Genomic DNA, 25,612 nt, shown 5'->3' with positions numbered 1-25,612 from the left:
CTTAAAACGCATTAATAGTCGCCAAAACCTGAGTCAAATCCGTCGTCAACGGGAATAGATTGGTTCAGTTGCCATGTCACTGTGCTTGTTTCGGTTATTGAAAGACGTTGAGCCGGAAGTGCCTTTTCGCCATCAATTAACGGATGCCAAAAACGCACACGGTATTCACCTTTAGGAAGTTGTACCGATACCATCCCCGACGCATCTGTTTTACCGAAAAACGGGGAATCTGAAACCACAATATAGCCCAACATCCAATCGTGGATGTTACAGCCAATATCGACAACACCCGCGGAGTCAAACCTAAGCGGCTCGGCATTAAACTCTTTGTACAGTTTTAGTTCGAACTGCTTGGCAGGAGAAAACGAGTAAACGTGATGAAATAGGTTATCCGCATTGGGAAAAGATATATCGGTACCCGCTTTTACCACTAGCACGTGGGGCACAAACTGCTTGTTAATTTGATTCATAACAGCCGGTGGCTGTTTCGGAATATATTTCGCGTCTACTTGAAACTGAGGTTCAAAAATGAACACGCCATCATTAACGTCTAACGATGCACTGTCAGTGAGTTTGATTGTTAACGCTGCACTGTCGTTGGCTATTGTAGTCTTACTAAAACAAGCAAGTACGCTAAAAATAATTATTATTAAACGCTTATTCATTTCATCGCCATATTAGAATAGTGAATTAGGTGCATTTACAGACACACCCTAAGACTAACCTACATTCTATAAAAAGACCTTAACTGGCGACGAATAATTTCATGTAATGCGAACGGGCGCTTATTTCACTGTCTTGGCTACACCACAGAAAACTTTCGGATAAGATTATGATAAACGTGATGAAGGTTATCTAGTTGCTCGCGATTCGCATTGCTCTCGTTGATGAGCGACTGAATACTTTGGTCAAGTTGAAATAGCGTTTCCCGTATCTGCTGGTCGCTGACCATACTTTGCATCCATGTGATTGCTGCAATGCGCTCACCTTTCGTAACAGGAGTGACTTTGTGTAGGCTAGAAGAGGGATACAAAATGGCGCTGCCTGCCTCGCAACGAATACGCTGTTCGCCAAATCCGGTTTGGATAACAAGTTCACCGCCTTCGTATTCATCAAGGTGCGACAAAAACACCGTCATTGACATATCACTGCGCAAAACATCGGCTGAGTTAGGTAGGCGCATAATGGCTGCATCGACATGGTAGCCATAGGTTTGCGTTTCGCTGTAGCGATTAAAGCAAGGTGGAAAAATGCGTTGAGGCAGCGCGCCAGCAACCACTTTTGGGTGGTTGCCGAGCTTGCCCAAAAGCACATTAGCAAGTTGCATAACGCGCGGGTGTTGGGCGTCTGCCTGACCGTTATTTTTGACACTTGCCGCCATACCCATCGCGGTTTCTTTACCGTCGTTAAATGGCACTTCAGCTAAGTTTGCACGAAACTGTGCGACCTCATCAACTGACAATAGGTTTTCAATAACAATCATTTTTCAACGCTTCTTGTTGCTGTGTTAATTAAAACTCGTAGCTCAATGTACCAGTGATATTTCTACCATCACCGATATACATGAACGAGCCCGAGCGATACGCTGCAGTCCAATACTCTTTATCAAACAGGTTGCCAACGTTTACGCGGAAAGTCAGCGATTCAGAGTAATAGTAATTTGCAAACAGGTTCACTACTTCATAGTCAGGAACCACAATTGAGTACTCGCCTGTCTCAGCATTAAAGCCTGCCGCCGTATCAGGTTGACCACCAAACATTTCTGACTGATAACTGTAGTCACCACCAAACGCGAATTTCTCGCTTGGCTGGTAGCGCATTTGAATATAGAAGCTTTCGTCAGCAAAGTTACTCAGTGCTAGACCAATGTTGTCTTCGTTGTAAGACTCAAGGATTTCAGAGTCCATAAATGCAGCTGATGCTTGAATGCTAAGCTTATCAGTAATATCGCCACTTAATCCAAATTCAATACCTTCAACGCGGTTTTCACCGGTATTAAGCGTCCCAAGCGTTGAGTACGAATCGCCCACACTTTCATGTACATCACTTTTAGTAATTCTAAATAGCGCAGCATTGGCGACTAACTTTTCATCGAATAAAGACCACTTGGTACCTAGTTCAAGGTTTTCTACCTGCTCTGGGTCGGCTTGTGCTGCTTGCTCAGGCGTTCCACAAAGACCGCCGTAGCCACAGTTTGCACCAAGATCTGATTCACCACCGTTGATATTGGTTGCTGTGCTGTATGAGGCGTAAAGGTTACCGTGTTCAGTAAGTTCATATACCAAACCGATATGACCGTTGTATAGATCATCTTCAAATGCATAAAGCTGATCGCCGCCACGACCTGAAGTTGCATTGGTATAGTCGTAGCTGTCTGCGCGAAGACCAAAGAATACGTCAAACTTATCGGTAAGCTCAAACATATCCATTACGTAAAAGGAGTAGGTTTCAATATCGTAAAGCGCATCGGCATCGCCACGGGTATAACTTCTACCCATTAGACCGCCAATGTTGTCAACGGCATCGCCATTGCCATCAAGAATACAGTAGCTTTCAGAAACACCGCGACGCCCGCCTACAAGGCAATTTGTGGGGTTGTTATTTTGTACACTGAAAACGCCGTTATCTACCGACTCGTCGGTGTACTCAAAGCCAAATACCAAGCGGTGGTCAACACCTAAGAACGGCGTATCCCAGAATAAATTGAATTGGGTGGTCACATAGTCTACATCCTGCCAGCCTTGGTGGGTGCTAAGAGATAACGTGTAAGCACCAGGCGCATCAGGATCGGTTGCGTCACGATTAGTACCACGCATTCCCGTTGTAATATATTCGTTTTCCGTTTTGCCAAAGCGCGTCGCATTGTAAAAACGCAAATTATCACTGATATCGTATTCGGTGCGCAGCGTAAACGTAGTGACTTCTGAATTCAGGAAGTCTTCGTCTTGTGCATATACCGGAATATCTTCAAGTGGATGGCCTGCATCACGGTCGTAGTAGCTGCCTAAATCTGGCTTGTCTTCAGCGTTTAGGTAGTAAATGTCGCCCGTAAATGACAAACGATCTGTAGGTTGATTTACATATGAAAGCTGAATACCGTCGCGGTCACGCTCAATGCCCTCGCGGCCCGGTTTGTCTTCTGAAGAGGTCAGCGCATTTAGGCGTACTGCACTGGTTTCTGTGAGGGTTTTATTCAAGTCAACGGTTAGGCGTGTGTGCTCGTCTGTACCGACTGCGGCATCGACACGCCCAAAGTTGTACGCTGTTGAAGCTTTCTTTGTTATTGAGTTTACCGCGCCACCTGATGAACCGCGCCCTGCAAAGGTTGAACTTGGGCCTTTAGTAATTTCAACGCGCTCTGTTGCAAAGCTCTCTCGAGTAGTCATACCTGGGTCGCGAAGTCCATCTACAAACACGTCACTACGCGCCTCGTGGCCACGAATAATGTAGCGGTCACCAAAAGCATTACCATTCTCACCTGTACCTAGGGTTACACCCGCTTGTGCTTGTAAGATGTCTTTTAAATCGGTTCTTCCACTTTCTTGGATTTGGTCTTGGGTAAGAACGCTAATGGTTTGTGGTGTATCTACAAGATCGGCCAATCGACGAGGATCGCCAGACTTGTTGTAACGGTAAATAGACTGCTGAACACCGTGAATACGAATTAGCTCAATGGCCTCATCGGTTGTTGCTTCGCATTGTGCCGCAGTAGACTCGGTGCACTTGTCTGTGGTTTCTTGCGCAAATACTGCCGTATTGCCAAACGCCAAAGCAGCAGCAATAGTTTGTGCTCCCATGGTTAGTTTTCTGTTTTTCATTGTGTCTTCCTGAGTGTGTGTAAGGACGACGAAGTGTAGGGAAAGAATAAATTAATGTAAATATAAATGATAACCGTTCTCATTTATATTAAATGAAAGGACCTTTCATAATTGCTTAAGGTTGATGAAATTTTGCTAAATAGCTGGAAAGGACGCAGTAACCACGACGCCCGATTTGTCACTTTTATCATCGAGCGATAACGTGCCCTTGTGGAATACCATGATTATATTGGCTATATAAAGACCAAGGCCTAAATGTGGAGATTGCGCTGCATTTTGTACATCATTTTCTTTCCTCACAGAAACCATCGACTGCAATAATTGCGTCTTCATGCCCTGTGGAAGAAGTGGGCCGGGATTACTCACACGTAACACAACACGCTTGTCTTTTTTCTCAACACAGACATCAATAGTGTCGCTATCTCGGCTAAAGTCCACGGCGTTTGAAATGATTTTATCGAATAGCTGGGCAACAAGTTCAGGTGACCCGTTTATATTCAGTGCAGATTCTGGCGCCTGAAAAGTCCATTGTCTGTGCGCATAAGTATGACGGTAGCCTTCAATGCAACCACCAATGACCTTTACCAAATTAAATGGCTCTAGGTCTTCCTGTGCAATAGCGTGTTCCAATCGTGTGGCTTCACTCATGCTATTTAAAATGGTACTTAGCCGATTTACGCCTGACTGCGCACGCTCTACAAAAATGGCTTGTTGCTGTGAATCATCAACGTGAGAGAGCATATCAAGTGATGACTTCACTACTGCAATGGGAGTGCGAAGTTCGTGAGACAATCGCGAGGCCATATTTTCTAAATATGAATTGTATTGTTGTAGTCGAGAGAGCACATCCGAGAATGAGCGTGACAGATCGCCAATTTCATCACGCTGGGTAGAAGTGGGTAGCGTTCCGACTATCTTGCCATTGTCATCGATAACGGCTTCGGTATTGTCGCGCAGTGCACGGATTCGACTTGAAATACGGCTAGCAAAAAGAAGTAGGCCCAGTGTGCCAAGTAGCATCACTGCCAATATAACGTGGAATAGCTGTTCGAGGGCGCGATTACGCAGGGTGCGGATGCCATTGGTAGTTTGCTCTACAATGACGGCGCCCATCACATTACCGTCAATAAATATGGGGTAAGCCGCTGACAAAATGATGGCTTTATTGTCAGGAGATAAACGCCACAATGAATCCGGCTGGCCGTTAAGTGCGGTGCCTAAATCTTGCCCCACTAGGGCATAAGCGTCGTCAAGTTCGTCAATGAAATCAGCTGGGGGGCGGGTTAATATCTGGTAATAAATAGGAAGTAACCACTCACTTTCAAACCACTCCCATGCAGCAATGGTCGATGTTTCTTGTGGGGTTACTTCAATGCCCGTTGCAGATTGGATATCACCAGCACGGGCGAGCACACGCTTGTGCTTATCAACTACCCATACCCGTGAGTCTGCGTATTTTAACCCAGCAAGAATACGCTCAATTTCTGGTGAAGGGGTAATGACTGTGCCTAACTCTTTCAGTGCCTTTGTATTGGCTGTACCAATGGCATATTGAGTTTGGCGTGAGACAGGGTCATCCACATCGACAATCGAAAACGCTAAGCCACCTGTGGTCATCGACAGTGGAAATCGCAGTTCAATATTGTAGCCGTTTGCCGTTTCTTGCCAGCGGCCTTGAATAGATAATGCATTCTCCACTGCCCGTGTTGTATTTGTTGAGCTTGCAAGTTTGTAAGCATTCACCCATCCGCTTTCGTAGGGGGCCACAACATAGCGAGCAAGTGTACCTTGCGCTGTCTCCATGCCAATAAGAAGGTGATCGCCCGTTTCAACGCTTAGGCTGTTGGGTTCACGCCATAACAGCGTATCGTCAGAGACTTCAAACATGGCATAGAGAAATTGACCGTATCGCCCAACCATGTGCTGAAAAGAAAGACTAACGGGTTCGCCTTGATTACCTTGATAGTATTCAATCACTTCTTGGCTGCCGTAAGTGCCGATGAGTTCGTTCACTTGCTGCCAATCGTTTAGCTCTCCGTCCAAACGAATAGGAGAGGGAATGGGCGGCGCGTATAAATCGGTTCCTGGCCTTACGTCTTGCAAATAGGCCGATTGACTGTCAAAAAGAGCAGGGCGTTCATGAAGTGCTGTGGCAACGGCACGCGCCGTGCCAATCATGGTTTGCTCTTGACCGTTTCTTAAGTACTGTTCCAACTCCCACACATACTTGTAACCCAAATATGGAATGGTAAATAAAAATAACGACAGCACTAACAGCTGCAAGCGTATGGAAAAGCGAAACCGCATTACAGAGTCCTAATCACTGAACACCCATTCTATTGCATTTAAACGCTATAGCTGCCAACGATAACCCATACCATAAACAGTATCGATGTGGTCAAAACGCGGGTCCAGTTGAACAAACTTCTTGCGCATACGCTTAATGTGCGACGTAATGGTGGTATCGTCCACCACCATCCGAGACTCGTCCATTAATTGTTGTCGACTTTTTACGTGCCCCGGTCGTTTGATAAGCGCATGTAGCATCCAAAACTCAGTTACCGTCAGTAAGACAGGTTGATTTTGCCAGCTCACTGTCATTCTCGAGACATCCACTTTTAGATCACCCACTTTCAATTCATCTTTTTGATCTGTAGGAGCCGACAATAAATCAGTGCGACGAAACAGCGCGGCAATACGCGCTAAAAGATGTGCCATGCTAATGTCTTTGGTGAGGTAGTCATCTGCCCCCATGCGCAAACCACTAATGGTATCGACATCATTGTCTCGTGCAGTAAAGAAAATGATGGGTAAGGTTTGCGACAATCCGCGAAGCTGTTGGCACAGCATAAAGCCGCCTTCAATTTCGTCTTTCAGGCCAATATCGATAATCGCTAAATCGGGTAGCGTGTGGCTAAATGCCTGCGCCGCAGATGGTCTATCTTCATAGGCGTTTACGCTATAGCCCTGTGCTTTGAGCGCCATAATGTAGTTTTCTCTTATAGCCGCGTCATCTTCTACAAGTGCGATGGTTTTAGGCATACCTGTATCCGTCTTTCATTTTCTGTCTTGGTGCACACTATACCTATGAACCGTCTACTTTGCTTAAGTTCGACATAAAATCCTCAAGAGTGCCTCATTTGCGCCATATTTGGCGTTTTGCATCACGACATTTCCCCGATTGCACGCTTTTTTTGCCACTTGTAATTGGTTTACTAACGCTACTGAACGCAAACAACGACTTACCCTTTGCGCTGTGCGTTACCCCAACGACGCACAGCGCCTTTTTAAAAAGAGGAATCACGATGAGAAACAATAAAGCACTAGCCTCAGCAGTACTAATTGCGATGACTACCTTATCAATAAACGCAGCGGCTGCCTCGCGTATGGCATCGAGTGATAGAACGCCTGTCAACATGCAAGCCCAGAAAGAAAAAGAGTCAAAGGCCGCGGCAGTTGGCCTTGGTAGTGGTGTTGTCGTAGGGGCTATCATTGCAGGGCCCGCAGGTGCCGCAGTAGCAGGAATTTTAGGGGCGCTTATTGGGGAAAATACGGCTCAGGAGACAGCCCTTAACGAATCGCATGCTGAGCTCGCCGAGCTTGCATACGTTCAACAGGAAAACTCAACATTGCGTGAAGAGAATCACGCTATGCAACAGCAATTGATGCTTACTAAGGTTGCCTATGAGGAAGAGTTAAGCCATGCGCCTGCCCCAACATTGAAAAGTAGTATTCAGTTTAAATCCGGCTCTGTTATTGTTGAGCCTGTTTATGGTGACCAGCTCGCCCTCGTAGCCAGTGCGTTAAAAGGCAACGAGAAACTCACTGTTCGTCTTACGGGTCAAGCCGACAAGCGCGGTGACTCGCAATTTAATCAAGCGTTGTCGATGCAAAGAGCCCTTAGTGTGAAAAAATATCTAACGGAGCTTGGCGTGGCCAGTGAGCAAATTATGACGGTCGCAGTAGGGGAGTCGCAAAGCATGCAAACTGAACATGAAGGGATATTCTTTGACCGCAAAGTAGAAATGGAAATTGCAGAGCGAGCCCCTGTTTTGATGAGTCAAAACGCTCAATAGCGCTGCAACGTCCAAGTCTTATCAAGGCGGTTTATTTAACGTGTTTACCGCCCGTCCAGCCCCCTTTCGCTAGCACATCGTCACCTAAGGTTTTGGGTGACGATTCTATTTCTGTCGCCATGGAATCATTCCAACGGTTTAGAAAGCCATAGAGGCTGACGGCACCTAAAATTTCGACAATCTCTTGCTCACCCCAGTGTTCACGCATTGCCGCCATCAATTGTGCATCAACAGCGTTAGGTACACTACCTGCAGCCAGCGCAAAATCAAGCGCTACACGTTCTGCTTCAGTATATAGCGGACTCGTTTTATATTCCCACACTGCTGCCACTTTTTCGTCGCTGATACCGTGAATACCGGCCGCTATAAGTGAGTGTGCTTCACAGTACTGACATCCTGCGGCACGGCTGGCGAAGTGAGCGATAAGGCGTTTAAAGCCGCCATCCACAACACTGCCCTCACCCATAACGCCCTTGGTTAATGCAGCAAAGCCCTTTACCATTTCGGGTTTGCGTTGCATGGTCAAAAGACTGTTTGGGATAAACCCCAAAATATCGATAAACACAGCAAAGTCATCGGCTAGTTCAGGTGTAGTCTCAGGTGGAAGTGGAGATAAAAGTGGGTCCAGTGACATTGGCAATTCCTTCGTTGTTATTCTACTAGGGGGCTTGAAAAGCACACTTTTTGTACCCACATACCTTGCTGTATTTAATCGTTAAAAACAATCGCTAGATCGCGCGCGTATTCTATAAGCAGTAAGTTTTACGTTACACTTAAACGCTTAAAACACGAACCGTAAAGATCAACACAGTCCTACCTCATCGCTAGGGTAATGGCTGTCGACGTCGCGATAGTATCTCACCACGGCTAACAGGCTGTGACCAATAACACAGGCAAATCATGAAAGCGTTGGATATTAAAGGGTTAACGAAAACCTATAAGGGTGGCGTTCAGGCACTTAAAGGTGTCGACTTGTCGGTAGAACAAGGCGATTTCTTCGCATTACTGGGTCCCAATGGAGCGGGGAAGTCGACCACTATAGGCATTATCAGCTCGTTGGTGAATCAGTCGCAAGGGAGCGTCTCTGTTTTTGGTTACGATCTAACTTCACAAAAAGAACTCGCCAAAGCCTGTATTGGCCTTGTCCCTCAAGAATTTAATTTCAACCAGTTCGAAACGGTTCTGCAAATTGTGCTTAATCAAGCGGGTTATTATGGTGTGCCTCGAAATATCGCGAAAGAGCGTGCGAAAAAATATCTGGCACAATTAGACTTGTGGGAAAAACGCGATGCACGAGCACGAGAATTGTCAGGGGGCATGAAACGCCGATTAATGATTGCACGTGCGCTTATGCATGAGCCGAAACTGCTGATTCTTGATGAGCCAACAGCAGGTGTTGATATTGAAATTCGCCGCTCGATGTGGGGATTTTTAGAAGAGATAAACCGTCAAGGTATTACCATTATTCTTACCACGCATTATCTTGAAGAAGCTGAAATGCTGTGCCGCAACATTGCCATTATCAACAAGGGTACTATTGTGGAAAATACCAGTATGAAGGCGTTGCTTGCCAAACTGAGCTTAGAAACCTTTGTGCTCGATATCAAAGTACCTGAAGGCACGAGAGCCCCTGAACTTTCAGGCTTTGAGTATCGCTTATTAGACGACCATACGCTGGAAGTTGATGTGGAAAAAACGGAAGGGCTCAACCCTGTCTTTACCCAATTAAGTGAGCAAGGCATACAAGTAATGAGTATGCGAAACAAATCCAACCGATTAGAAGAGCTGTTTGTACGTCTCGTAGAGTCTGCTAAACAAGCGGGCTAGGCCTGATGTGAATAACAAATACGGTAAATGACAGTGAAAACAGAAACCACAGACATGAATACACAAGACAATACAAGCTGGATAAAGCAAAACTATGTCGCTTTAACCACTATTTGGATAAAAGAATGCACGCGCTTTTTGCGCATTTGGGTGCAAACTCTGGTGCCGCCGGCTATCACAATGAGCCTTTATTTCGTCATCTTCGGTAGCCTTATCGGCAACCGAATTGGCGAGATGGGGGGCTTTACTTATATGGAGTTTATCGTACCTGGTCTCATTATGATGTCAGTGATCACAAACTCGTATGCCAATGTGTCATCTTCATTTTTCAGTGCTAAATTTCAACGCAACATTGAAGAGTTACTCGTATCGCCAGTACCTACCTCGGTTATCATCCTTGGTTACGTGGGCGGTGGCGTAGCACGCGCTATCTTGATAGGAATCATTGTGACGCTGGTGTCGCTATTCTTTGTTGATGTCACCATCCATAACCTTGGCATTATTGCGTTAACACTGCTCCTTACTTCTACACTTTTTGCTACCGCAGGTTTAATTAATGCGGTGTTTGCGAAAACCTTTGATGATATTAGCGTTGTGCCTACCTTTGTATTAACCCCACTTACTTACCTTGGCGGTGTGTTCTACTCGCTGTCTTTGTTGCCTGAATTTTGGCAATGGGTAAGTAAAGCTAATCCGGTAGTTTACATGGTTAACGGCTTCCGTTACGGTTTTTTGGGCGTCTCTGATGTTAATGTAACCCTGTCTTTAGGTTTGCTAGTTGGCTTTAACGCATTACTTTTCAGCGTGGCGTATTACCTCCTGAAAACGGGTAAAGGTATACGCAGTTAATGGCTAGTGGAAATTCACGAGAAATCACCACCTCTCAGGTAGGTGTGCACGATAAACTTGATGAGCTTGTTACAAAATACCGTACAAGCGAAAACAAACGTCCAGTAAGTGAGCATACACAACGGGCATTTGACGAGGTGAACGACTGGCTTGAAGGCTACGATGGCGAGATTATTCTTGATTCCTGCTGTGGTGTAGGAGAAAGCACGGCTAACCTAGCGCAAGCCAACCCTCGCGCTCGTATTATCGGTATTGATAAATCAGCATTACGCGTCGATAAGCACGAGCACTACCGTGCACAACAAAACAACTATCGCGTTATTCGCGCTGATGTGAACGATTTCTGGCGTTTGGTTCAGCAGTCAAGTTGGAAGGTTACTCAGCACTTTTTGCTGTATCCCAACCCTTATCCTAAGAAAACACAAGTGCAAAAGCGCTGGCATGGCAGTGCCGCTATGGTCGATTTAATGGCAATTACGCCTAATATTGAAGTACGTAGTAACTGGCTCATTTACCTTATGGAGTTCGCGCAGGCCGCAAAGCATTATGGTTTGATATCTGACCTTAAAGAGGTAACAGGCGAGTTTCATATGACGCCTTTTGAGCGAAAATACCGCGCCAGCGGACAAGCGTGTTGGCAACTTAATTGCCGAAGCGAAGAAGACTGATAAGTTTAGCGCGAGTCAGTTTGACGGTGGATAGCGCAACAATGTAACTCAATGCATTTAGTGACGTTGTTGTGCTTGTCTCACATTCGCCATCGGAGGACTAAATACGTAGCCTTGCGCGTAACGAATAGGCAAGCGTTTTACTCGCTCCAGCAATAGTTCATCTTCCACATGCTCCGCAATAACGTTGATACTGTGTTGCTCACACATACCAAGCAAATAGTCGACATACTCTCTCACAGCATCTTGCTCATCGTAGTGACGTATCAATCCGCCCGCCAGTTTTATGCCCCTTACTGGCACACTCATTAATGCGCGAATATTGCCAGGGCATGACCCGACATTATCGATAAATACGCCAAGTCCAGCATGCATACTCTTGTCTATAAAGGTCATAAGTTGCTTGGGGTTAGATAAGGCTGTTGATGCGGTAACTTCGATACTCACACGCTCAGGGTTTGGGTAGCTAGCTAAGTGCGTTATCAGCGTGTGGATGAGTTCTTCGTTGTGTAAGTCATTGGCGGTTATGTTGATATTCCACGGAATATTTACGTCGCGAAAGTAACTGGCACATTGCACAAACATATTGGCTGCAAGGGTATTTACGTGATGCTCGCGCTCGAGTAAATACAAAAATTCGCTGGGCAAAAAGGTTTTATCGCCCTGAGTGATCAGGCGGGCCAAACACTCATATCGCCACACCCCTTGGCTGTGTAAATCGACAATGGGTTGGAAGTAAGGCACGATGTCATCAATTGTGAATGCTTCAGATATTTCACGTATGGGCATAAACTACCACCCTCGCTTTTTCGTATTTATTCATAAATAAAATATAGCAGCAATGCACGGCGATGCCTGTATAAACGTGAAATAGAATTAAATAGCCTGTCTAGATAGACAAATGCGGGTGCCAAGCACTTGGCGAGAATTGCATTCTGATGTAAAGTGCGTCACCCTGAAAGTATTGTGATAAGTTTTCAGGTTTGGCAACGAATGGACCATGTCAATGCTAAGCTGTCTTGTCTGATTGAACAGAAGTTAACTCGCAGATAAGACAACGCTAGCGCAAAAGGAAAGTAAGTGTCAGGCCGGTCTCCGACTAAACCGCCTGTTAATTCTGCTGATAGGCAGAATATGTGTATGTTAGATGAGTGAGGTGTGTTGAGTGGGTGAAGCGCAAGTTAGTTTAGAGCACTTGTTTAGGGTCTTTACCAAGCCTGAACACAAAGACTCAAAGCTGGCTCAAATTGAGCAGCATTTATCTGACAACATTCTGGACTTTTTGTCGCAGCATGTTGTTACGAAAAAGACATCGCTTGAAGAAATTGAAAAAGACTTCTCAGACTCGAAAGTGCCTGAGTCGCCTGAGTTTGTTTCTACGCATGCAGAAAGCCTTTTGGATAAACTGGTCGCTCACTCGGTAAATACATACTCGCCAACCTTTATTGGTCACATGACCTCTGCACTACCGTATTTTCACCTACCACTGTCTAAGTTGATGGTAGGGCTAAACCAAAACCTTGTTAAAATTGAAACATCGAAGGCCTTTACGCCGCTAGAACGCCAAGTTCTGGGGATGATGCATAACTTGGTGTACGACCAATCTCACGCTTTTTATGAAAAGCACCTTCATAGCGCAGCTCACTCATTAGGCGCGTTTTGTTCTGGAGGTACTATTGCTAACATTACTGCGCTTTGGGTTGCGCGTAATAAGTTGCTAGGCCCTCAAAAAGGGTTTGCAGGTGTCGCTAAAGCAGGGCTTGCGGCAGCTTATCGTTTTCACGATATTAATAATTTAGGAGTAATGTGCAGTAAGCGTGGACATTACTCATTGTCAAAAGCGGTCGATGTACTGGGCTTAGGACGTGAGCAGCTCATTACGCTACCCGCCCCGCAACAAACACTCGACCCAGCCAAAGCGCTGCGCACAGGCAAGCGCTATCAAGAAGAAGGCAATAAGCTACTAGCCATAGTGGGCGTTGGCGGTACGACCGAAACAGGTCATGTGGACCCCCTTGATGAACTTGCCGATGTTGCTAAAGAACTTGGTTGTTGGTTCCATGTCGATGCCGCATGGGGTGGTGCAACTTTGTTTTCGTCGCGCTACCGTGACAGGCTCAAGGGAATTGAACGGGCAGACTCTGTCACCATAGATGCACATAAACAAATGTATGTGCCGATGGGGGCTGGTATGGCGCTGTTCAAAGATCCGCAAAACGCCAATGCCGTAAGACATCACGCTCAGTACATATTGCGTGCTGGCTCTAAAGACCTAGGCGCTACTACACTGGAAGGTTCGCGCAATGGTATGGCGATGATGGTGTATTCAGCGCTGCATATCTTTGGTCGCAAAGGTTACGAACTACTGATTGATAGAAGCATCGATAAAGCCAAAGACTTTGCGCATATGATTGATAAAGCGCAAGACTTTGAGCTTACTACGTCTCCTACATTGTCACTGCTTACTTACCGTGTTTGTCCTATCGAAGTGCAACAAAAACTTAAGCATGTGAATGCAAAAACGCGCAACGCCATTAATGAAAAAATTGATGCATTGGTTGTAGCGGTGCAAAAGCAACAGCGTGAAGCGGGTAAGTCGTTTGTTTCGCGTACACGTTTAGAAGCGCCAGACTACCCGTCGCAATGTATTACTGTATTTCGTGTTGTCCTTGCCAATCCACTGACCAGTCATAACGACCTAGCCGCTATTTTGGCAGAACAGCACCTTATCGCTAAAGAGACGAAAGCGTGGCAAGAGCTTATCGATTTTGTCTCAGACGAGCACATACTGGCGTCTGCCTGAACGTCATAAAGCAAAAAATAAAAAAAAGCCCGCTACGCTAATTGTCGTGCGGGCTTTTTTGTATACATAGCGTTATTACACGCGATGTATCTGTAGGTTATCGATAAGACGTGTTTTACCCATGAAGAGGGCTACAACAATGACGATATGTGCGTCGTTGGGCATGGCAGGCATAAAGGTTTGCGCATTGACTACTTTAACGTAATCGTTTTTAAAGCCGTGCTGCTCAAGCTCAGAAACTGCAGCGTTTTCAATCGCCAAAAAGTCGGTGTTACCTTCATCAATCGCCGTTTTCATTTGCTGCATCGCTTTATATATTAAGCTTGCAGTGGCCTTTTCTTCAGCGGTTAAATAACCATTGCGCGAACTCATAGCAAGCCCTGATTCTTCTCGCTCAGTGGGGACGCCATGAACCGTTACCGCCATCGAAAGATCGCGCACCATAGTGCGGATAACTTGCAACTGCTGATAGTCTTTTTCACCAAAAAACGCATCGTCTGGCTGCACCATGTTAAATAGCTTACTGACTACTGTTGCAACGCCTCTAAAGTGGCCGGGGCGACTTGCACCGCATAGTACATCTGAAATACCAGGGACTTCTACATAGGTTTGTACGTCAAGGCCTGCGGGGTACATGTCACTCACGCTGGGAAGAAATACCGCGTCAGCACCATCTGCAATCAACTTAGCCTTATCTTCTTCAATTGTACGCGGGTAGGCATCAAGATCTTCGTTTGCACCAAATTGCATTGGATTAACAAAAATACTCACAATGACTTTGTCGTTGTGTGCTTTTGCGCGCTTTACCAACTTCAAATGGCCATCATGTAAGTTGCCCATTGTGGGGACAAAACCTACGGTTTGCCCGCTGCGCTTCCACTGGGTAATTAATTCGCGCAATGATGCAATGCTATCGACAACCTGCATAGTAAAAACCTCGTTACTCAAAGCTGTGTTCTGGTGACGGAAACACGCCGCTTTCGACTTCTTCAATGTACTGGGCAACCGCTTTGCGCATGTCCCCGGTTTCAAGCAAATAATTTTTTGAAAACTTCGGCATATAGTTCGCGCTAATACCAAACATATCGTGCATCACGAGAATTTGGCCATCGGTATCTTTGCCTGCACCAATACCAATAACCGGAATAGTGAGAGCTTCGCTTACGGCTTTACCTAGCGATGATGGCACGCACTCAAGAACAAGAAGCTGAATACCCGCTGCTTCAAGGGCCTTTGCTTCCTGTAGGAGCTTTTCTGCTTGGCTGGCTTCGCGTCCTTGTACTTTAAAGCCGCCGAATACATGTACTGATTGCGGTGTTAACCCCAAATGACCACATACTGGCACGCCACGTAAGTTAAGACCCTTAATGGTGTCACATAGCCAACTACCACCTTCCATCTTAACCATACTTGCGCCTGCGGCCATTAGTTTAGCCGCATTTTCATAAGACTGAGCTTCAGTGGCATATGACATAAATGGCATATCGGCGAGTACAAACGCGCGCTGAGTGCCTTTGCGCACACTGCGCGTATGATAGGCAATATCGTCAATCGTTACCGGCAGCGTATCGTCTTCACCTTGCAGTACCATGCCAAGCGAGTCACCAATAAGAAGGGCGTCAATACCTTGCTCATCGAACATCTTGGCAAAGCTAGCGTCGTAAGCTGTTAGCGAGGTAATTTTCTCACCTGCTTGCTTTTTCTTTAGCAAGCCTGAAACCGTAACTTTCTTCATGACATGATCCCGATAATGTAAGGAAATAGAGATAATATGAGGCGAACTATACGGATTTTGTCGCTAATTGGAAGAGCGCAGGCGACGAAGACCGTCTAGAGAACAATTGGCGACCCATTGTGAAATTGGTTTCCCATCAGGCATTACCATTGTGGGGGCTATTTCAAACAATGGCACCATTACAAACTCACGTTCTGCCATGCCATAGTGAGGCACAACAAGGTCAGCGGTATCAATAGTTTCACTACCATAGAGTAAGATATCTAAATCAAGCGTACGTGGACCCCAGCGTTCGCCCTTGCGCTCGCGACCCTCTTCAAGTTCAATACGTTGTAGCTGCTTGAGTAAACCATGGGGTTTCAATGCTGTTTCAATCAAACATACTGCATTGATATAGTCCGGTTGGTCTTGAGGTCCCATTGGTTTACTTGAATACAGCGAAGATGTCTTAAGTAACCGAGTATCTTCAATCTTGGCAATCGCATCAAAGGCATTGCGCGCTTTACTTTGGCTGTCACCAAGGTTGCTACCTACACCAATATAAACATGTTCTTTATGCATCTGAGTCTCTTTTGGCTGGACGGCGCTTACGCTTTCTAGGCGCACTCTTCGAGCCTTCCGTTTTTCTAAGCGCGTTTAACATGCCTTTTTGCTTGCCATTTTCGGCATGCTGGAAGTGGGTCCACCACTGTGCAAGTTCAAGTAAATCGCCACCCTCTGTCTGCCCTCGGGCAAGCAAGAAATCGTAGCCCGCTCTGAATTTAGGATGGCTTAATAACTGAAAAGCACGTCGACCAAATCGTTTGGGTAAACGCTGTTGTAATATCCAAATATCGCGCACCACAGTTGAAAAGCGCTTGGGTATCATGATGCGCTGCGTTTGGCGTGCGATAACCTCGCCTGAAGCAATGTTAAAGGCATCATGTGCATTTAGACCAGACTCTGCTTGTAAGCGCTGAGATTGTTCCTCTACTGGGTACCATAAAAGTGCAGCATACAAAAACGCTGGTGTAACGCGCTGATTACTGTTAATTCGCTCATCGGTATTGGCTAACACACGGCGAACAAACTGCATTTCCCGGCTGTTTTCATCTTTTAAAAATGGTGCAAGCTGAGGAAACAATGGTTCTATCAGACCGTATTCATGCAACATCAAAAACGTTGCTTCGCCTTTGCCAGATAAAAAGAGCTTCAACGTCTCTTCAAATAAACGGGCAGGGGGAATATTTTGCAGTAAGTTTGCCAGTGACTTGATGGGCGCAGCGGTGTGTTTTTCAATTTGCATCGAAAGTTTCACAGCAAATCGAACAGCACGAAGCATTCGCACAGGGTCTTCGCGATAGCGAGTTTCTGGGTCACCTATCAGTGCAACCTCGCGCTTTTCAATGGCTTCAAGTCCGTTGGCAAAGTCTTTGACTGTGAAATCTGCCACGCTGTAGTACATGGCGTTAAAGGTGAAGTCGCGGCGTTCAGCATCTTCTTCTATCGAGCCAAACACATTGTCGCGAACGAGCTGGCCGTGGGCGTCGCGTTTAGCAATTGCTTTGCCTTTAGGTATGGTGTCATCGTCATCGGATTCTTGGTGGTGCCCACGAAACGTGGCAACTTCAATGATTTCTCGACCAAAAACAATATGTGCAAGCCTGAAACGGCGACCAATCAAACGACAATTTTTAAATAGCCCTTTAATTTGCTCTGGTGTGGCATTGGTTACCACATCGAAGTCTTTCGGTTCATGTCCCATCAAAATATCGCGTACACAGCCGCCAACTAGATACGACTCAAAACCGGCTCCGTTAAGGCGATACATCACCTTTAACGCATTCGCACTGATATCTTCACGAGATATACCGTGCTCACCACGTGTCATAGTTCTAGGCTTTAATTTGTTATCTGACGAGCTCTCTTTTGAAAAAGCGCGTTTAACAGATTTAAAAACACGATGAATGATGATGGTATCTCCGCAGACTATAAAGGTTCGCTATAATAAGTGGATTCATGTTGTGGAACAATAATTTCGGGCGTTTTAACGACTTTTTTCCTGTCCCACACAGAAATAGCATAGTTTAACAATACTGACACATTTTCAAACGCTGTAGCATCAGGGAATGAAAAACCGAAAAAGCGCATTGCTCTTACAAGGTTTTCAAGCGGTGTTAGATTGTTGATGGGAGTAGCTCGATTTTGCTTGCTAAGTTTTCTACCGGGGGCGACAGAGGCAACAGGTACATGACCGTACGTTGGTATGCTAAACCCGAGTTCACCGTAAACTGCGCGTTGTAAAGCTGTAACGTCAATAAGATCACAGCCGCGAATAATGTGAGTTACATGTTGAAAAACATCATCAAGCACAACAACTAAATTGTAAGAAAATAACCCATCTCGACGTTTAAGCACTACATCTTCCACGCGACTGGTTTGAAGTGGAACTGCAACGTGGCCCATAATGACATCGTTAAAGCCTTCAAGTGATTTATCGAGTTTCAACCTTATGGCAGTGCCTTCTGTGGAAACTGTATAGCCCTTATCGCGGCAATGGCCATTGTATTGCCCCCCCATAGCTTTGATTTGCTTGCGGGTACACGTACAAAAGTAAGCTCGCTGCTGTGAGACAAGCTCATCGAGTTTGTCTTGGTATCGAGCATGTTGCTGGCTTTGATAAATAACCTCGTCATCCCAATGCAAACCATGCTTTTCTAAGGTGGTAAGAATATCCTTGTCGACACCTGAAATACAACGTGGCTCGTCAATATCTTCCATGCGCACAAGCCATTTACCGTTGTGATGCCTAGCGTCTAAATAGCTGGCCACAGCGGTAACGAGTGAACCGAAATGAAGTTGGCCTGAAGGAGAGGGAGCAAAACGCCCTACATAGTTTTCATGCATAATAACAAAAAGCCCCATCGTTTCGGGATGAGGCTTTCACAATGACTCTAGCTAGGTGCGTTGCGCTTAGCCTTGAAGTTGTTTTTCTTTGATTTCAGCCATTGTCTTACAGTCGATACAAAGGTCAGCTGTAGGACGAGCTTCTAGACGACGAATACCAATTTCAATTCCACAAGAATCGCAGAAACCGAAATCGTCTTCTTCGATGCGCTTAAGCGTTTTTTCAATTTTCTTTATTAGCTTACGCTCACGGTCACGTGTACGTAACTCTAGACTGAACTCTTCTTCTTGCGCGGCGCGGTCCACTGGGTCAGGGAAGTTTGCTGCTTCGTCCTTCATGTGGGTTACCGTGCGATCAACTTCTTCGCGAAGCTGGTTACGCCATGCTTTTAGCAATAGACGGAAGTGCTCCATTTGGGGCTCGCCCATGTACTCTTCGTCTGGTTTTGCTTCGTATGGCTGCAAACCTGCCAGCGCTAATAGTCCTAGGGATTTTGTTTCTTTTCCTGTTGGCATATGCCACATCTCCTACACTACGACATCCATCTTGTCCTGATTGGACCGATATCTATATCAGACTCGACAGCTTCAGGCAATCAATCGTGTCTATGTAATTATTATGCTGGTAATTAGCGTCTGTTGAACTTTGCTCTAAAAAGTCAAGAAAAGGCCAACAGACACTAACTCTTTTTACACAAGCCTTGCGGCTTCCAGCTAACGCAATTAATGCGTTCTCCCATTAAAACAAGGCGCAAATATGGCGTCGAAATGAAAAAAATCAACCTATTTTTTACAAAATAACTGGGAGTGATTGATTTAAAATAAGTTTTTGTTCATCAATTGTACAGCCAGCTGCCACTATCTTTACGCCTGCATTCGCCGCAGCTTTTACGCTTTTTGCATAGGTTGGATCAATATGCGACGCAATGCGTACACTTTCTATTGCCGTATGTTGCACACAAAAAAGTAAATACGTTGGTATACCAGACTCGGCCAGTCGCGCAAGCTCTAAACAGTGCTTTGCTCCTCGCTGTGTAACTGCATCAGGGAAGTAACCTTTATTAGCTTCAGCCAGTGTTACCGATTTTACTTCCATGTAGGCAATATCATTGTGGCGGGTTAATGCGAAATCGAATCGACTATTTGCATTAGGTGGTGTTACTTCCGCTTTAAATGATGTTACGTCAGAAAAAATGCTAAGCACCTTGTTATTCAATGCTTGTGCCACCAACTTATTAGCATTGTGGGTATTAATACCAATAAAATGGCCGCTAAACGTTTGTGCCAGTTCCCAAGTGTATTTGAGTTTTCGCTTAGGGTTGGTAGATTCACTTAAATATACGGTGTATCCGGGTTCTGCGCAGCCTGTCATCGCACCAGTGTTAGGGCAATGCGCGGTTACTATAGTACCGTCAGCAAGTTCAACGTCGGCCAAAAATCGTTTGTATCTTTTTATAAGCGTGCCGCGTATGAGTGAAGATGAAAATTCCATGATTCTCCTTAATTGTGAGAACAAGCGCGCAGAATAACAGACATTTATGCAAGCCAGAATGTGCTTGCGAATTATTAGGACATAAAGGAGCCACATCTAATGGCAATATTTACCGTTAGCCTATCGACAGAAACCGCTCAAAGTACATGGGGCGAAGGCGCTAAACTTTCGTTTACCGAGTCTGGCGCGGTTATTCATTTACCCGATGAGTCACTCAACGAGCGCATAATTCAACAAGCAGCAAGAAAGCTCGACGGTCTGAACTTGCCGGAAGTCTCTTTAGCGGGTGAGTGGCACAAAGAGCAGCAATGGGCGTTCGCCATGAGCTTTACGCGTGCGCGCAAGCCTGGCGCAATTACTTGGGTCGACAATGCTGATAAATCGGAATTAGAGCAAGAGTACGCAGCATTACTGTTTACTCGACAACTGGTTAACGATACACCCGAAGACTTAAGCCCAGAGACATTAGCCGAACGTGCGGCAAAGTGGCTTGCGTCACTTGGCGGTGACAAGGTTTCTTATACGATGACCGTTGGAGAAGACCTGAAAGAGCAGGGGTGGATTGGCATTTACAACGTAGGTCGCGGTAGTGAGCGCCCGCCTGCCATGCTAGTACTAGATTACAATCCTACTGGAAACGACAGCGCTCCAGTAGATGCAGTGCTAGTGGGTAAAGGTATCACTTTCGACAGTGGTGGTTATAGCATTAAATCAAGTGAAGGCATGCTTGATATGAAATGCGATATGGGTGGTGCCGCTACGGTAACAGGGGCACTCGGCTTAGCGATTACGCAAGGTATTGAAAAGCGTATTCAGTTGATTTTGTGTTGCGCTGAAAACTTAATTAGTGGACATGCTTACAAACTGGGCGATGTACTCACATACAAAAACGGGGTAACCGTTGAAGTGGTGAATACCGACGCTGAAGGTCGCTTGGTACTTGCAGATGGTTTGATGGCCGCAACTGACACCGGCGCTCCGCTTATTATCGATGCTGCGACGCTCACAGGCGCTGCGGTAGTAGCACTAGGCTCTGATTACCATGGAATTTTTTCACTAGATGAAAATGCACAGGCACAAATGTTAGCGGCGGCAAAAGCAGAAAACGAGCGCTTCTGGCCACTACCGTTAGAAGCATTTCATGCAGAGCGCTGCCCATCAGCCTTCGCTGATACTGCCAATAGCCGTCCAATGAAAGGTGGCGGTGGCGGCGGTGCCTCAAATGCAGCGGGCTTTTTGTCTCGATTCGTAAAACATGAAGGCTGGGTTCATTTAGACTTGGCGGCTGCTTATCACGGCGGTGCAACAGCTGAAATGCCGGTTGGCGCAACAGCTAAGGGTATTCGTTCGATTGCACGCATGCTAAAAGATTATAAGGCTTCTTAATCTTTATAAGTGGCGCACATTAATGAAAAAGGCACAATCGCAGGATTGTGCCTTTTTTCAATTTTATAGGGCATGAATCAGGCTAGATGCCGCCTAAGCGCTCTGCTAGTTGCTTATAACGCTCAACATCGCCACTATCAAAAAGTGGGTTGCCGTCGGTATCTTTGTCCTTCGACACTAAAAGGCTCTCACGCTCCAAACGCTCAACGCGAACTTCTTGTACACCTAGAAACGCGGCTACCTCTTTGACTGTCATTAAACTCATTGTATTTATCCACTTGTTGTATTTTTGGTTATTCTTATTCTTGAAGTTAAAAGTCACGAACAAAAACGTCGGAACCTGTCATTACATCAAAAGCCATGCAGTTAAGACATTATCCAAAAGGTGTAGATAGTCAATACCCTTTGCCTTAAAACGTTCAAGCATCTATACCATGACTAAGAAAATTAGGTAATGTTCCGTCGTTACCTTATTATTTAAGCGTATATTTATTATTTTTCGAGTAATTTTCGCTTTCAATGCGAGATTGGTGTTTTTAACTTGCGTAGCTTGGTTTACCATTGCGCGCCAATACCGCCTTGCGTTTTATCACACTCTGGAGAGTACTATTAATGGATACTTGGTCTGCTGCAATTATGCTTTTTTTGATCATGGATCCACTCGGTAATCTGCCTGTGTTTATGTCGGTGCTCAAGTCAATCGAGCCTAAACGACGTCAATTTATTATGATTCGCGAGTTGCTCTTTGCGTTAGGCATCTTGTTTTTGTTTCTGTTCAGTGGGCAGTCGGTGCTTAACTTTTTGAATGTCGAACAAGAAACGGTGAGCATTGCTGGTGGTATCATTTTATTTTTAATCGCACTAAAAATGATTTTTCCTTCTTCGGGTAACCCCAGTGGACTCGCCGTGGGTGAAGAGCCGTTTTTAGTTCCTCTTGCTATTCCCATGATTGCAGGCCCATCAACGCTGGCTGCACTTATTCTCTTGGCCAACCAAGCGCCAGATAGAATGACAGATTGGTCTATCGCGCTTGCCGCATCGTGGTCAATTAGCGCCGTAATATTGATGTTCTCAAACGTATTTCACAAAATTCTCGGTGAGCGGGGCCTAGTGGCAATGGAGCGCTTAATGGGGATGATCTTAGTTATGATAGCTATTCAAATGTTATTGGATGGTGTGTCTCAATACTTTATGCATGCCACTGGAGCACTATAAATGGCGAAGCAAAAACTCAATACATTTGGTCGTGTTCGCGCACTTGAAGGTTGGAAAGCGGTTGCGTTTGGCGCAGCATTGCTTGAACGCATGTTGCCGAACTATGCGCTTTTCTGTGAAGTCACAGAAACAGGCGATGCTACTGGTCTTCGCAACTGCCTTAACTTGGTGTGGGAGTCGCTGAAGTCGCCTAAAAGCAAATTCAACGTTGCTGTTCAGTTGGAAAAGGTCGAAGTTGCCACACCTGATACGAGTGAATTTGATAATTACGGCGTTTACCCTGCAATTGATGCCGCTATTGGTTTGGCCGGACTGCTCAATTTAGTTGCGGGTGATGATCCTCAAGGTGCGGTGGTTATTAGCAAACTGTCGCAAGGCAGCGTGGAAGCATACCTTTTAGCGACAGATGAAGCGGACGATGAAAGTGTGAAATCGCACCCGCTTATGGAATTTGAAGTGGAAGTGCAAAACGAGCTTTTAGACTATGTTGAACAAGCCAAGTATCCGGCTAAAGCTGTTGATGAAATGAAACAGCTTGCGTTAGAGGCCGGTATCTCGAATATAGGGCTTGAACTGTAGCCTAGTGTGTTAACTAACAACTTCTATTAGCATGTAGACTAGCGCATTTGTGCGCTTTTCTTTAGTAATTTGCCAGTTATCCGGTAACGGCGGCGTTGACAAGCTGCTTTCGTGCTCTAGATAAATAACACTCCCCACTTGTACATTGTTTACCAGAGCATTGAGCGCTGGCTCAACCAAGTTTTGATTAAAGGGTGGGTCGACAAAAACAATGTCATAAGGCGTTTGTGCAAGAGAATTCACTATGTTCAGCGCATCGCCATTATGGACACGGGCAGTAGCAGATGGTTCGACTTTCAGCGTTGCTAAATTTGCTTTCAATTGCGCACTGGCTTGCTTATCTAATTCAATAAAGTCACAGTGCGTGGCATAACGAGAAAGCGCTTCTAGTCCCAAGCCTCCTGAGCCTGCAAAAAGATCGAGGCAACGAGCGCCGTTAACACGCTGCATAAGCCAGTTAAATAGCGTTTCTTTATTTCTATCTGTGGTAGGTCGTAACCCTTGTGCATCCAGCACGGGGAGCTTGCGTCCTCGCCATTGGCCCCCAATTATACGTATTTGACCCGGTTGTCCGCGTTGCGGTGCATGCGCATTTTTTGCGGTCTGACGTTTTTTTGCGGAAGATGGTGCCCGAGATGGGCGAGAAACTCGCTTCATAGTGGCTGACAATGGTATCATGCGTTCATACAATAGGCGGCAAGTGTAGCCGAATTTGCTCAGAATTTATAAGGATTTGTCCTAACAATGTCGAAACTTTTTGGCTGGTTCAGCAAGAATAAAAAAGCAGAGAAAGAAAAAGCGCAACAGGCGCAAGAGCTAGCGCAACAACAAGCGCAAGAAAAAGCCGCAGCAGAAAAACGAGCGCAAGCTGAGGCGGAAGCACAGGCGAAGGCGCAAGCTGAGGCGGAAGCACAGGCTAAAGCGCAAGCTGAGGCAGAAGCACAGGCGAAGGCGCAAGCTGAGGCAGAAGCACAGGCGAAGGCGCAAGCTGAGGCAGAAGCACAGGCTAAAGCGCAAGCTGAGGCAGAAGCACAGGCAAAAGCGCAAGCTGAAGCAGAAGCACAGGCAAAGGCACAAGCTGAAGCAGAAGCACAGGCAAAGGCGCAAGCTGAAGCAGAAGAAAAGGCAAAGGCGCAAGCTGAGGCAGAAGCACAGGCAAAAGCCCAAGCTGAGGCAGAAGCACAGGCAAAGGCGCAAGCTGAGGCAGAAGCACAGGCAAAAGCGCAAGCTGAAGCAGAGGCACAGGCAAAGGCACAAGCTGAGGCAGAAGCACAGGCGAAGGCGCAAGCTGAGGCAGAAGCACAGGCTGAACCAAAAGAGAAAAAGTCTCTTTTTGCGCGATTAAAAGACAGTTTGTCACGTACGAAAGAAAACTTAGGTAGTGGCATCGTTAGCTTGTTTAAAGGCAAGGCTATAGACGATGAGCTATATGAAGATCTTGAAACACAGTTACTTGTTGCCGACGTGGGCATGGATACCACACAAAAGATAATCAATCACCTTACCGACAGTGCCTCGCGCAAACAGCTTAAAGATGCTGAAGCCTTATTAGACATTCTTAAGCAACAAATGGCAGGCATGCTGTCAAAAGTGAACCAACCGTTACCTGAAGTTATGCAAGCGCACGACGCAGCTGAAGGGCCTTTCGTTATCCTTATGGTGGGCGTAAACGGCGTAGGTAAAACCACAACTATCGGCAAGCTAGCTAAGCAGTTCCAGCAGCAAGGCAAAAAAGTCATGCTTGCTGCGGGCGATACCTTTAGGGCGGCAGCGGTGGAGCAGCTGCAGGTGTGGGGTGAGCGCAATGATATTCCGGTTATTGCTCAGCATACAGGTGCTGACAGTGCATCGGTACTGTACGATGCACTTGAAGCGGCGAAATCTCGTGGTACTGATGTGCTGATTGCCGATACTGCAGGCCGTTTGCAAAACAAAAACAATTTGATGGAAGAGCTCAAAAAAGTGGTTAGGGTAATGAAAAAGCTTAACCCCAATGCGCCTCATGAAGTCATGTTGACATTAGATGCTGGAACAGGACAGAACGCTGTTAGTCAGGCTAAATTGTTTAATGAAGCAGTTGGTTTAACGGGGATCACATTGACCAAGTTAGATGGCACAGCAAAAGGTGGCGTTATATTCTCTATTGCTGATCAGTTTAACATTCCGATAAGGTATATAGGTGTCGGCGAGAGCATTGACGATTTACGTCAATTCGATGGCCAAGAATTTATAGATGCCTTGTTTAGCGAAATGGAAACACCACAAAGCTAATCTAACG

The 25,612-nt window shown here is 45.9% G+C and carries 25 protein-coding genes; 9 read left to right on the top strand and 16 right to left on the bottom strand.

What is annotated here, in order from left to right:
* Positions 1 to 11: 11 nt before the first annotated feature.
* The 5 genes from OZ660_RS17630 to pdsR all read right to left on the bottom strand — a co-directional run bounded on the left by OZ660_RS17630 (position 12) and on the right by pdsR (position 6,860).
* Entirely contained in the window at positions 12 to 665 is a 654-nt protein-coding gene (locus tag OZ660_RS17630; RefSeq protein WP_202262679.1) for a methylamine utilization protein, read from the bottom strand.
* A 137-nt stretch (positions 666 to 802) separates the two neighbouring features.
* The gene (locus OZ660_RS17625; protein WP_274741833.1) at positions 803 to 1,483 is read right to left on the bottom strand and encodes a Fe2+-dependent dioxygenase; all 681 of its coding nucleotides are present in this window, start codon (positions 1,481 to 1,483) and stop codon (positions 803 to 805) included.
* A gap of 28 nt (positions 1,484 to 1,511) precedes the next feature.
* Positions 1,512 to 3,818, bottom strand: a complete 2,307-nt coding sequence (locus tag OZ660_RS17620) for a TonB-dependent receptor (protein ID WP_274741832.1) — start codon at positions 3,816 to 3,818, stop codon at positions 1,512 to 1,514.
* 135 nt (positions 3,819 to 3,953) lie between these two features.
* On the bottom strand, positions 3,954 to 6,125 hold the full coding sequence (gene pdsS, locus OZ660_RS17615) for a proteobacterial dedicated sortase system histidine kinase (RefSeq protein ID WP_202262677.1): 2,172 nt from the start codon (positions 6,123 to 6,125) through the stop codon (positions 3,954 to 3,956).
* Positions 6,126 to 6,170: 45 nt separating this feature from the next.
* A complete protein-coding gene (pdsR, locus tag OZ660_RS17610; RefSeq protein WP_202262676.1) occupies positions 6,171 to 6,860 on the bottom strand; it encodes a proteobacterial dedicated sortase system response regulator in 690 nt (229 codons plus the stop codon).
* A gap of 263 nt (positions 6,861 to 7,123) precedes the next feature.
* Between pdsR and pdsO the strand changes: the two genes are divergently transcribed.
* Positions 7,124 to 7,894, top strand: a complete 771-nt coding sequence (gene pdsO, locus OZ660_RS17605; protein ID WP_274741831.1) for a sortase-associated OmpA-like protein PdsO — start codon at positions 7,124 to 7,126, stop codon at positions 7,892 to 7,894.
* Between the two features lie 31 nt (positions 7,895 to 7,925).
* Here pdsO and OZ660_RS17600 read toward each other — a convergent pair whose 3' ends face one another.
* Positions 7,926 to 8,528, bottom strand: a complete 603-nt coding sequence (locus OZ660_RS17600; RefSeq protein ID WP_274741830.1) for a carboxymuconolactone decarboxylase family protein — start codon at positions 8,526 to 8,528, stop codon at positions 7,926 to 7,928.
* A 266-nt stretch (positions 8,529 to 8,794) separates the two neighbouring features.
* On the opposite strand from OZ660_RS17600, the gene OZ660_RS17595 reads away from it, so the two are divergent.
* Genes OZ660_RS17595 through trmB form a run of 3 tightly spaced genes read left to right on the top strand, consistent with a single transcriptional unit; the run spans position 8,795 to position 11,238 of the window.
* Positions 8,795 to 9,721: an ABC transporter ATP-binding protein gene (locus OZ660_RS17595; RefSeq protein WP_274741829.1), complete on the top strand. Its 927-nt coding sequence runs from the start codon at positions 8,795 to 8,797 to the stop codon at positions 9,719 to 9,721.
* A gap of 33 nt (positions 9,722 to 9,754) precedes the next feature.
* Positions 9,755 to 10,570, top strand: coding sequence for an ABC transporter permease (locus OZ660_RS17590; RefSeq protein ID WP_226433994.1), 816 nt, complete (start codon positions 9,755 to 9,757; stop codon positions 10,568 to 10,570).
* Positions 10,570 to 11,238, top strand: a complete 669-nt coding sequence (gene trmB / locus OZ660_RS17585; protein ID WP_274741828.1) for a tRNA (guanine(46)-N(7))-methyltransferase TrmB — start codon at positions 10,570 to 10,572, stop codon at positions 11,236 to 11,238. Before OZ660_RS17590 ends, trmB begins: the two co-directional genes overlap by 1 nt.
* Before the next feature lie 57 nt (positions 11,239 to 11,295).
* Here trmB and OZ660_RS17580 read toward each other — a convergent pair whose 3' ends face one another.
* Entirely contained in the window at positions 11,296 to 12,027 is a 732-nt protein-coding gene (locus OZ660_RS17580; protein ID WP_274741827.1) for an EAL domain-containing protein, read from the bottom strand.
* 376 nt (positions 12,028 to 12,403) lie between these two features.
* Here OZ660_RS17580 and panP point away from each other — a divergent pair, with 376 nt between their 5' ends.
* A complete protein-coding gene (gene panP, locus OZ660_RS17575) occupies positions 12,404 to 14,041 on the top strand; it encodes a pyridoxal-dependent aspartate 1-decarboxylase PanP (protein ID WP_274741826.1) in 1,638 nt (545 codons plus the stop codon).
* 75 nt (positions 14,042 to 14,116) lie between these two features.
* On the opposite strand, the gene panC is transcribed toward panP, so the two are convergent.
* The 7 genes from panC to sfsA all read right to left on the bottom strand — a co-directional run bounded on the left by panC (position 14,117) and on the right by sfsA (position 20,154).
* Complete coding sequence (panC, locus tag OZ660_RS17570) at positions 14,117 to 14,968, bottom strand: pantoate--beta-alanine ligase (RefSeq protein ID WP_226433996.1); 852 nt, start codon at positions 14,966 to 14,968, stop codon at positions 14,117 to 14,119.
* 13 nt (positions 14,969 to 14,981) lie between these two features.
* Positions 14,982 to 15,776 carry a 3-methyl-2-oxobutanoate hydroxymethyltransferase gene (gene panB, locus OZ660_RS17565; RefSeq protein ID WP_202262671.1) on the bottom strand — a complete coding sequence of 265 codons (795 nt, stop codon included), beginning with the start codon at positions 15,774 to 15,776 and terminating at the stop codon, positions 14,982 to 14,984.
* 63 nt (positions 15,777 to 15,839) lie between these two features.
* Positions 15,840 to 16,337, bottom strand: coding sequence for a 2-amino-4-hydroxy-6-hydroxymethyldihydropteridine diphosphokinase (folK, locus tag OZ660_RS17560; protein WP_274741825.1), 498 nt, complete (start codon positions 16,335 to 16,337; stop codon positions 15,840 to 15,842).
* Positions 16,330 to 17,646: a polynucleotide adenylyltransferase PcnB gene (gene pcnB, locus OZ660_RS17555; protein ID WP_274741824.1), complete on the bottom strand. Its 1,317-nt coding sequence runs from the start codon at positions 17,644 to 17,646 to the stop codon at positions 16,330 to 16,332. The genes folK and pcnB overlap by 8 nt, the downstream gene beginning before the upstream one ends.
* 98 nt (positions 17,647 to 17,744) lie before the next feature.
* Positions 17,745 to 18,662, bottom strand: a complete 918-nt coding sequence (gene gluQRS, locus OZ660_RS17550; protein WP_274741823.1) for a tRNA glutamyl-Q(34) synthetase GluQRS — start codon at positions 18,660 to 18,662, stop codon at positions 17,745 to 17,747.
* A 66-nt stretch (positions 18,663 to 18,728) separates the two neighbouring features.
* Entirely contained in the window at positions 18,729 to 19,178 is a 450-nt protein-coding gene (gene dksA / locus OZ660_RS17545) for an RNA polymerase-binding protein DksA (RefSeq protein ID WP_159627589.1), read from the bottom strand.
* A 274-nt stretch (positions 19,179 to 19,452) separates the two neighbouring features.
* On the bottom strand, positions 19,453 to 20,154 hold the full coding sequence (gene sfsA / locus OZ660_RS17540; RefSeq protein ID WP_274741822.1) for a DNA/RNA nuclease SfsA: 702 nt from the start codon (positions 20,152 to 20,154) through the stop codon (positions 19,453 to 19,455).
* A gap of 99 nt (positions 20,155 to 20,253) precedes the next feature.
* Between sfsA and pepB the strand changes: the two genes are divergently transcribed.
* Entirely contained in the window at positions 20,254 to 21,540 is a 1,287-nt protein-coding gene (gene pepB / locus OZ660_RS17535) for an aminopeptidase PepB (protein WP_274741821.1), read from the top strand.
* An 82-nt stretch (positions 21,541 to 21,622) separates the two neighbouring features.
* Here the strand turns inward: pepB and OZ660_RS17530 are convergent, their stop codons facing one another.
* On the bottom strand, positions 21,623 to 21,805 hold the full coding sequence (locus OZ660_RS17530; RefSeq protein WP_159627583.1) for a helix-turn-helix domain-containing protein: 183 nt from the start codon (positions 21,803 to 21,805) through the stop codon (positions 21,623 to 21,625).
* A gap of 347 nt (positions 21,806 to 22,152) precedes the next feature.
* Here OZ660_RS17530 and OZ660_RS17525 point away from each other — a divergent pair, with 347 nt between their 5' ends.
* Together OZ660_RS17525 and OZ660_RS17520 are read left to right on the top strand one after the other, a co-directional pair.
* Positions 22,153 to 22,755: a YhgN family NAAT transporter gene (locus OZ660_RS17525; protein WP_159627581.1), complete on the top strand. Its 603-nt coding sequence runs from the start codon at positions 22,153 to 22,155 to the stop codon at positions 22,753 to 22,755.
* A complete protein-coding gene (locus OZ660_RS17520) occupies positions 22,756 to 23,334 on the top strand; it encodes a YjaG family protein (RefSeq protein ID WP_274741820.1) in 579 nt (192 codons plus the stop codon). It begins immediately after the preceding gene.
* A 9-nt stretch (positions 23,335 to 23,343) separates the two neighbouring features.
* Here the strand turns inward: OZ660_RS17520 and rsmD are convergent, their stop codons facing one another.
* Entirely contained in the window at positions 23,344 to 24,012 is a 669-nt protein-coding gene (gene rsmD / locus OZ660_RS17515) for a 16S rRNA (guanine(966)-N(2))-methyltransferase RsmD (RefSeq protein ID WP_274741819.1), read from the bottom strand.
* Positions 24,013 to 24,078: 66 nt separating this feature from the next.
* Here rsmD and ftsY point away from each other — a divergent pair, with 66 nt between their 5' ends.
* Positions 24,079 to 25,605, top strand: a complete 1,527-nt coding sequence (ftsY, locus tag OZ660_RS17510) for a signal recognition particle-docking protein FtsY (RefSeq protein WP_274741818.1) — start codon at positions 24,079 to 24,081, stop codon at positions 25,603 to 25,605.
* The last annotated feature ends 7 nt before the right edge of the window (positions 25,606 to 25,612 follow it).

The sequence above is a fragment of the Alteromonas sp. 009811495 genome (assembly GCF_028865455.1).
Taxonomy (GTDB): Bacteria; Pseudomonadota; Gammaproteobacteria; order Enterobacterales; family Alteromonadaceae; genus Alteromonas.
Note: the sequence above shows the minus strand (reverse complement) of the source record. Positions and strands in the feature narration are given on the sequence as shown.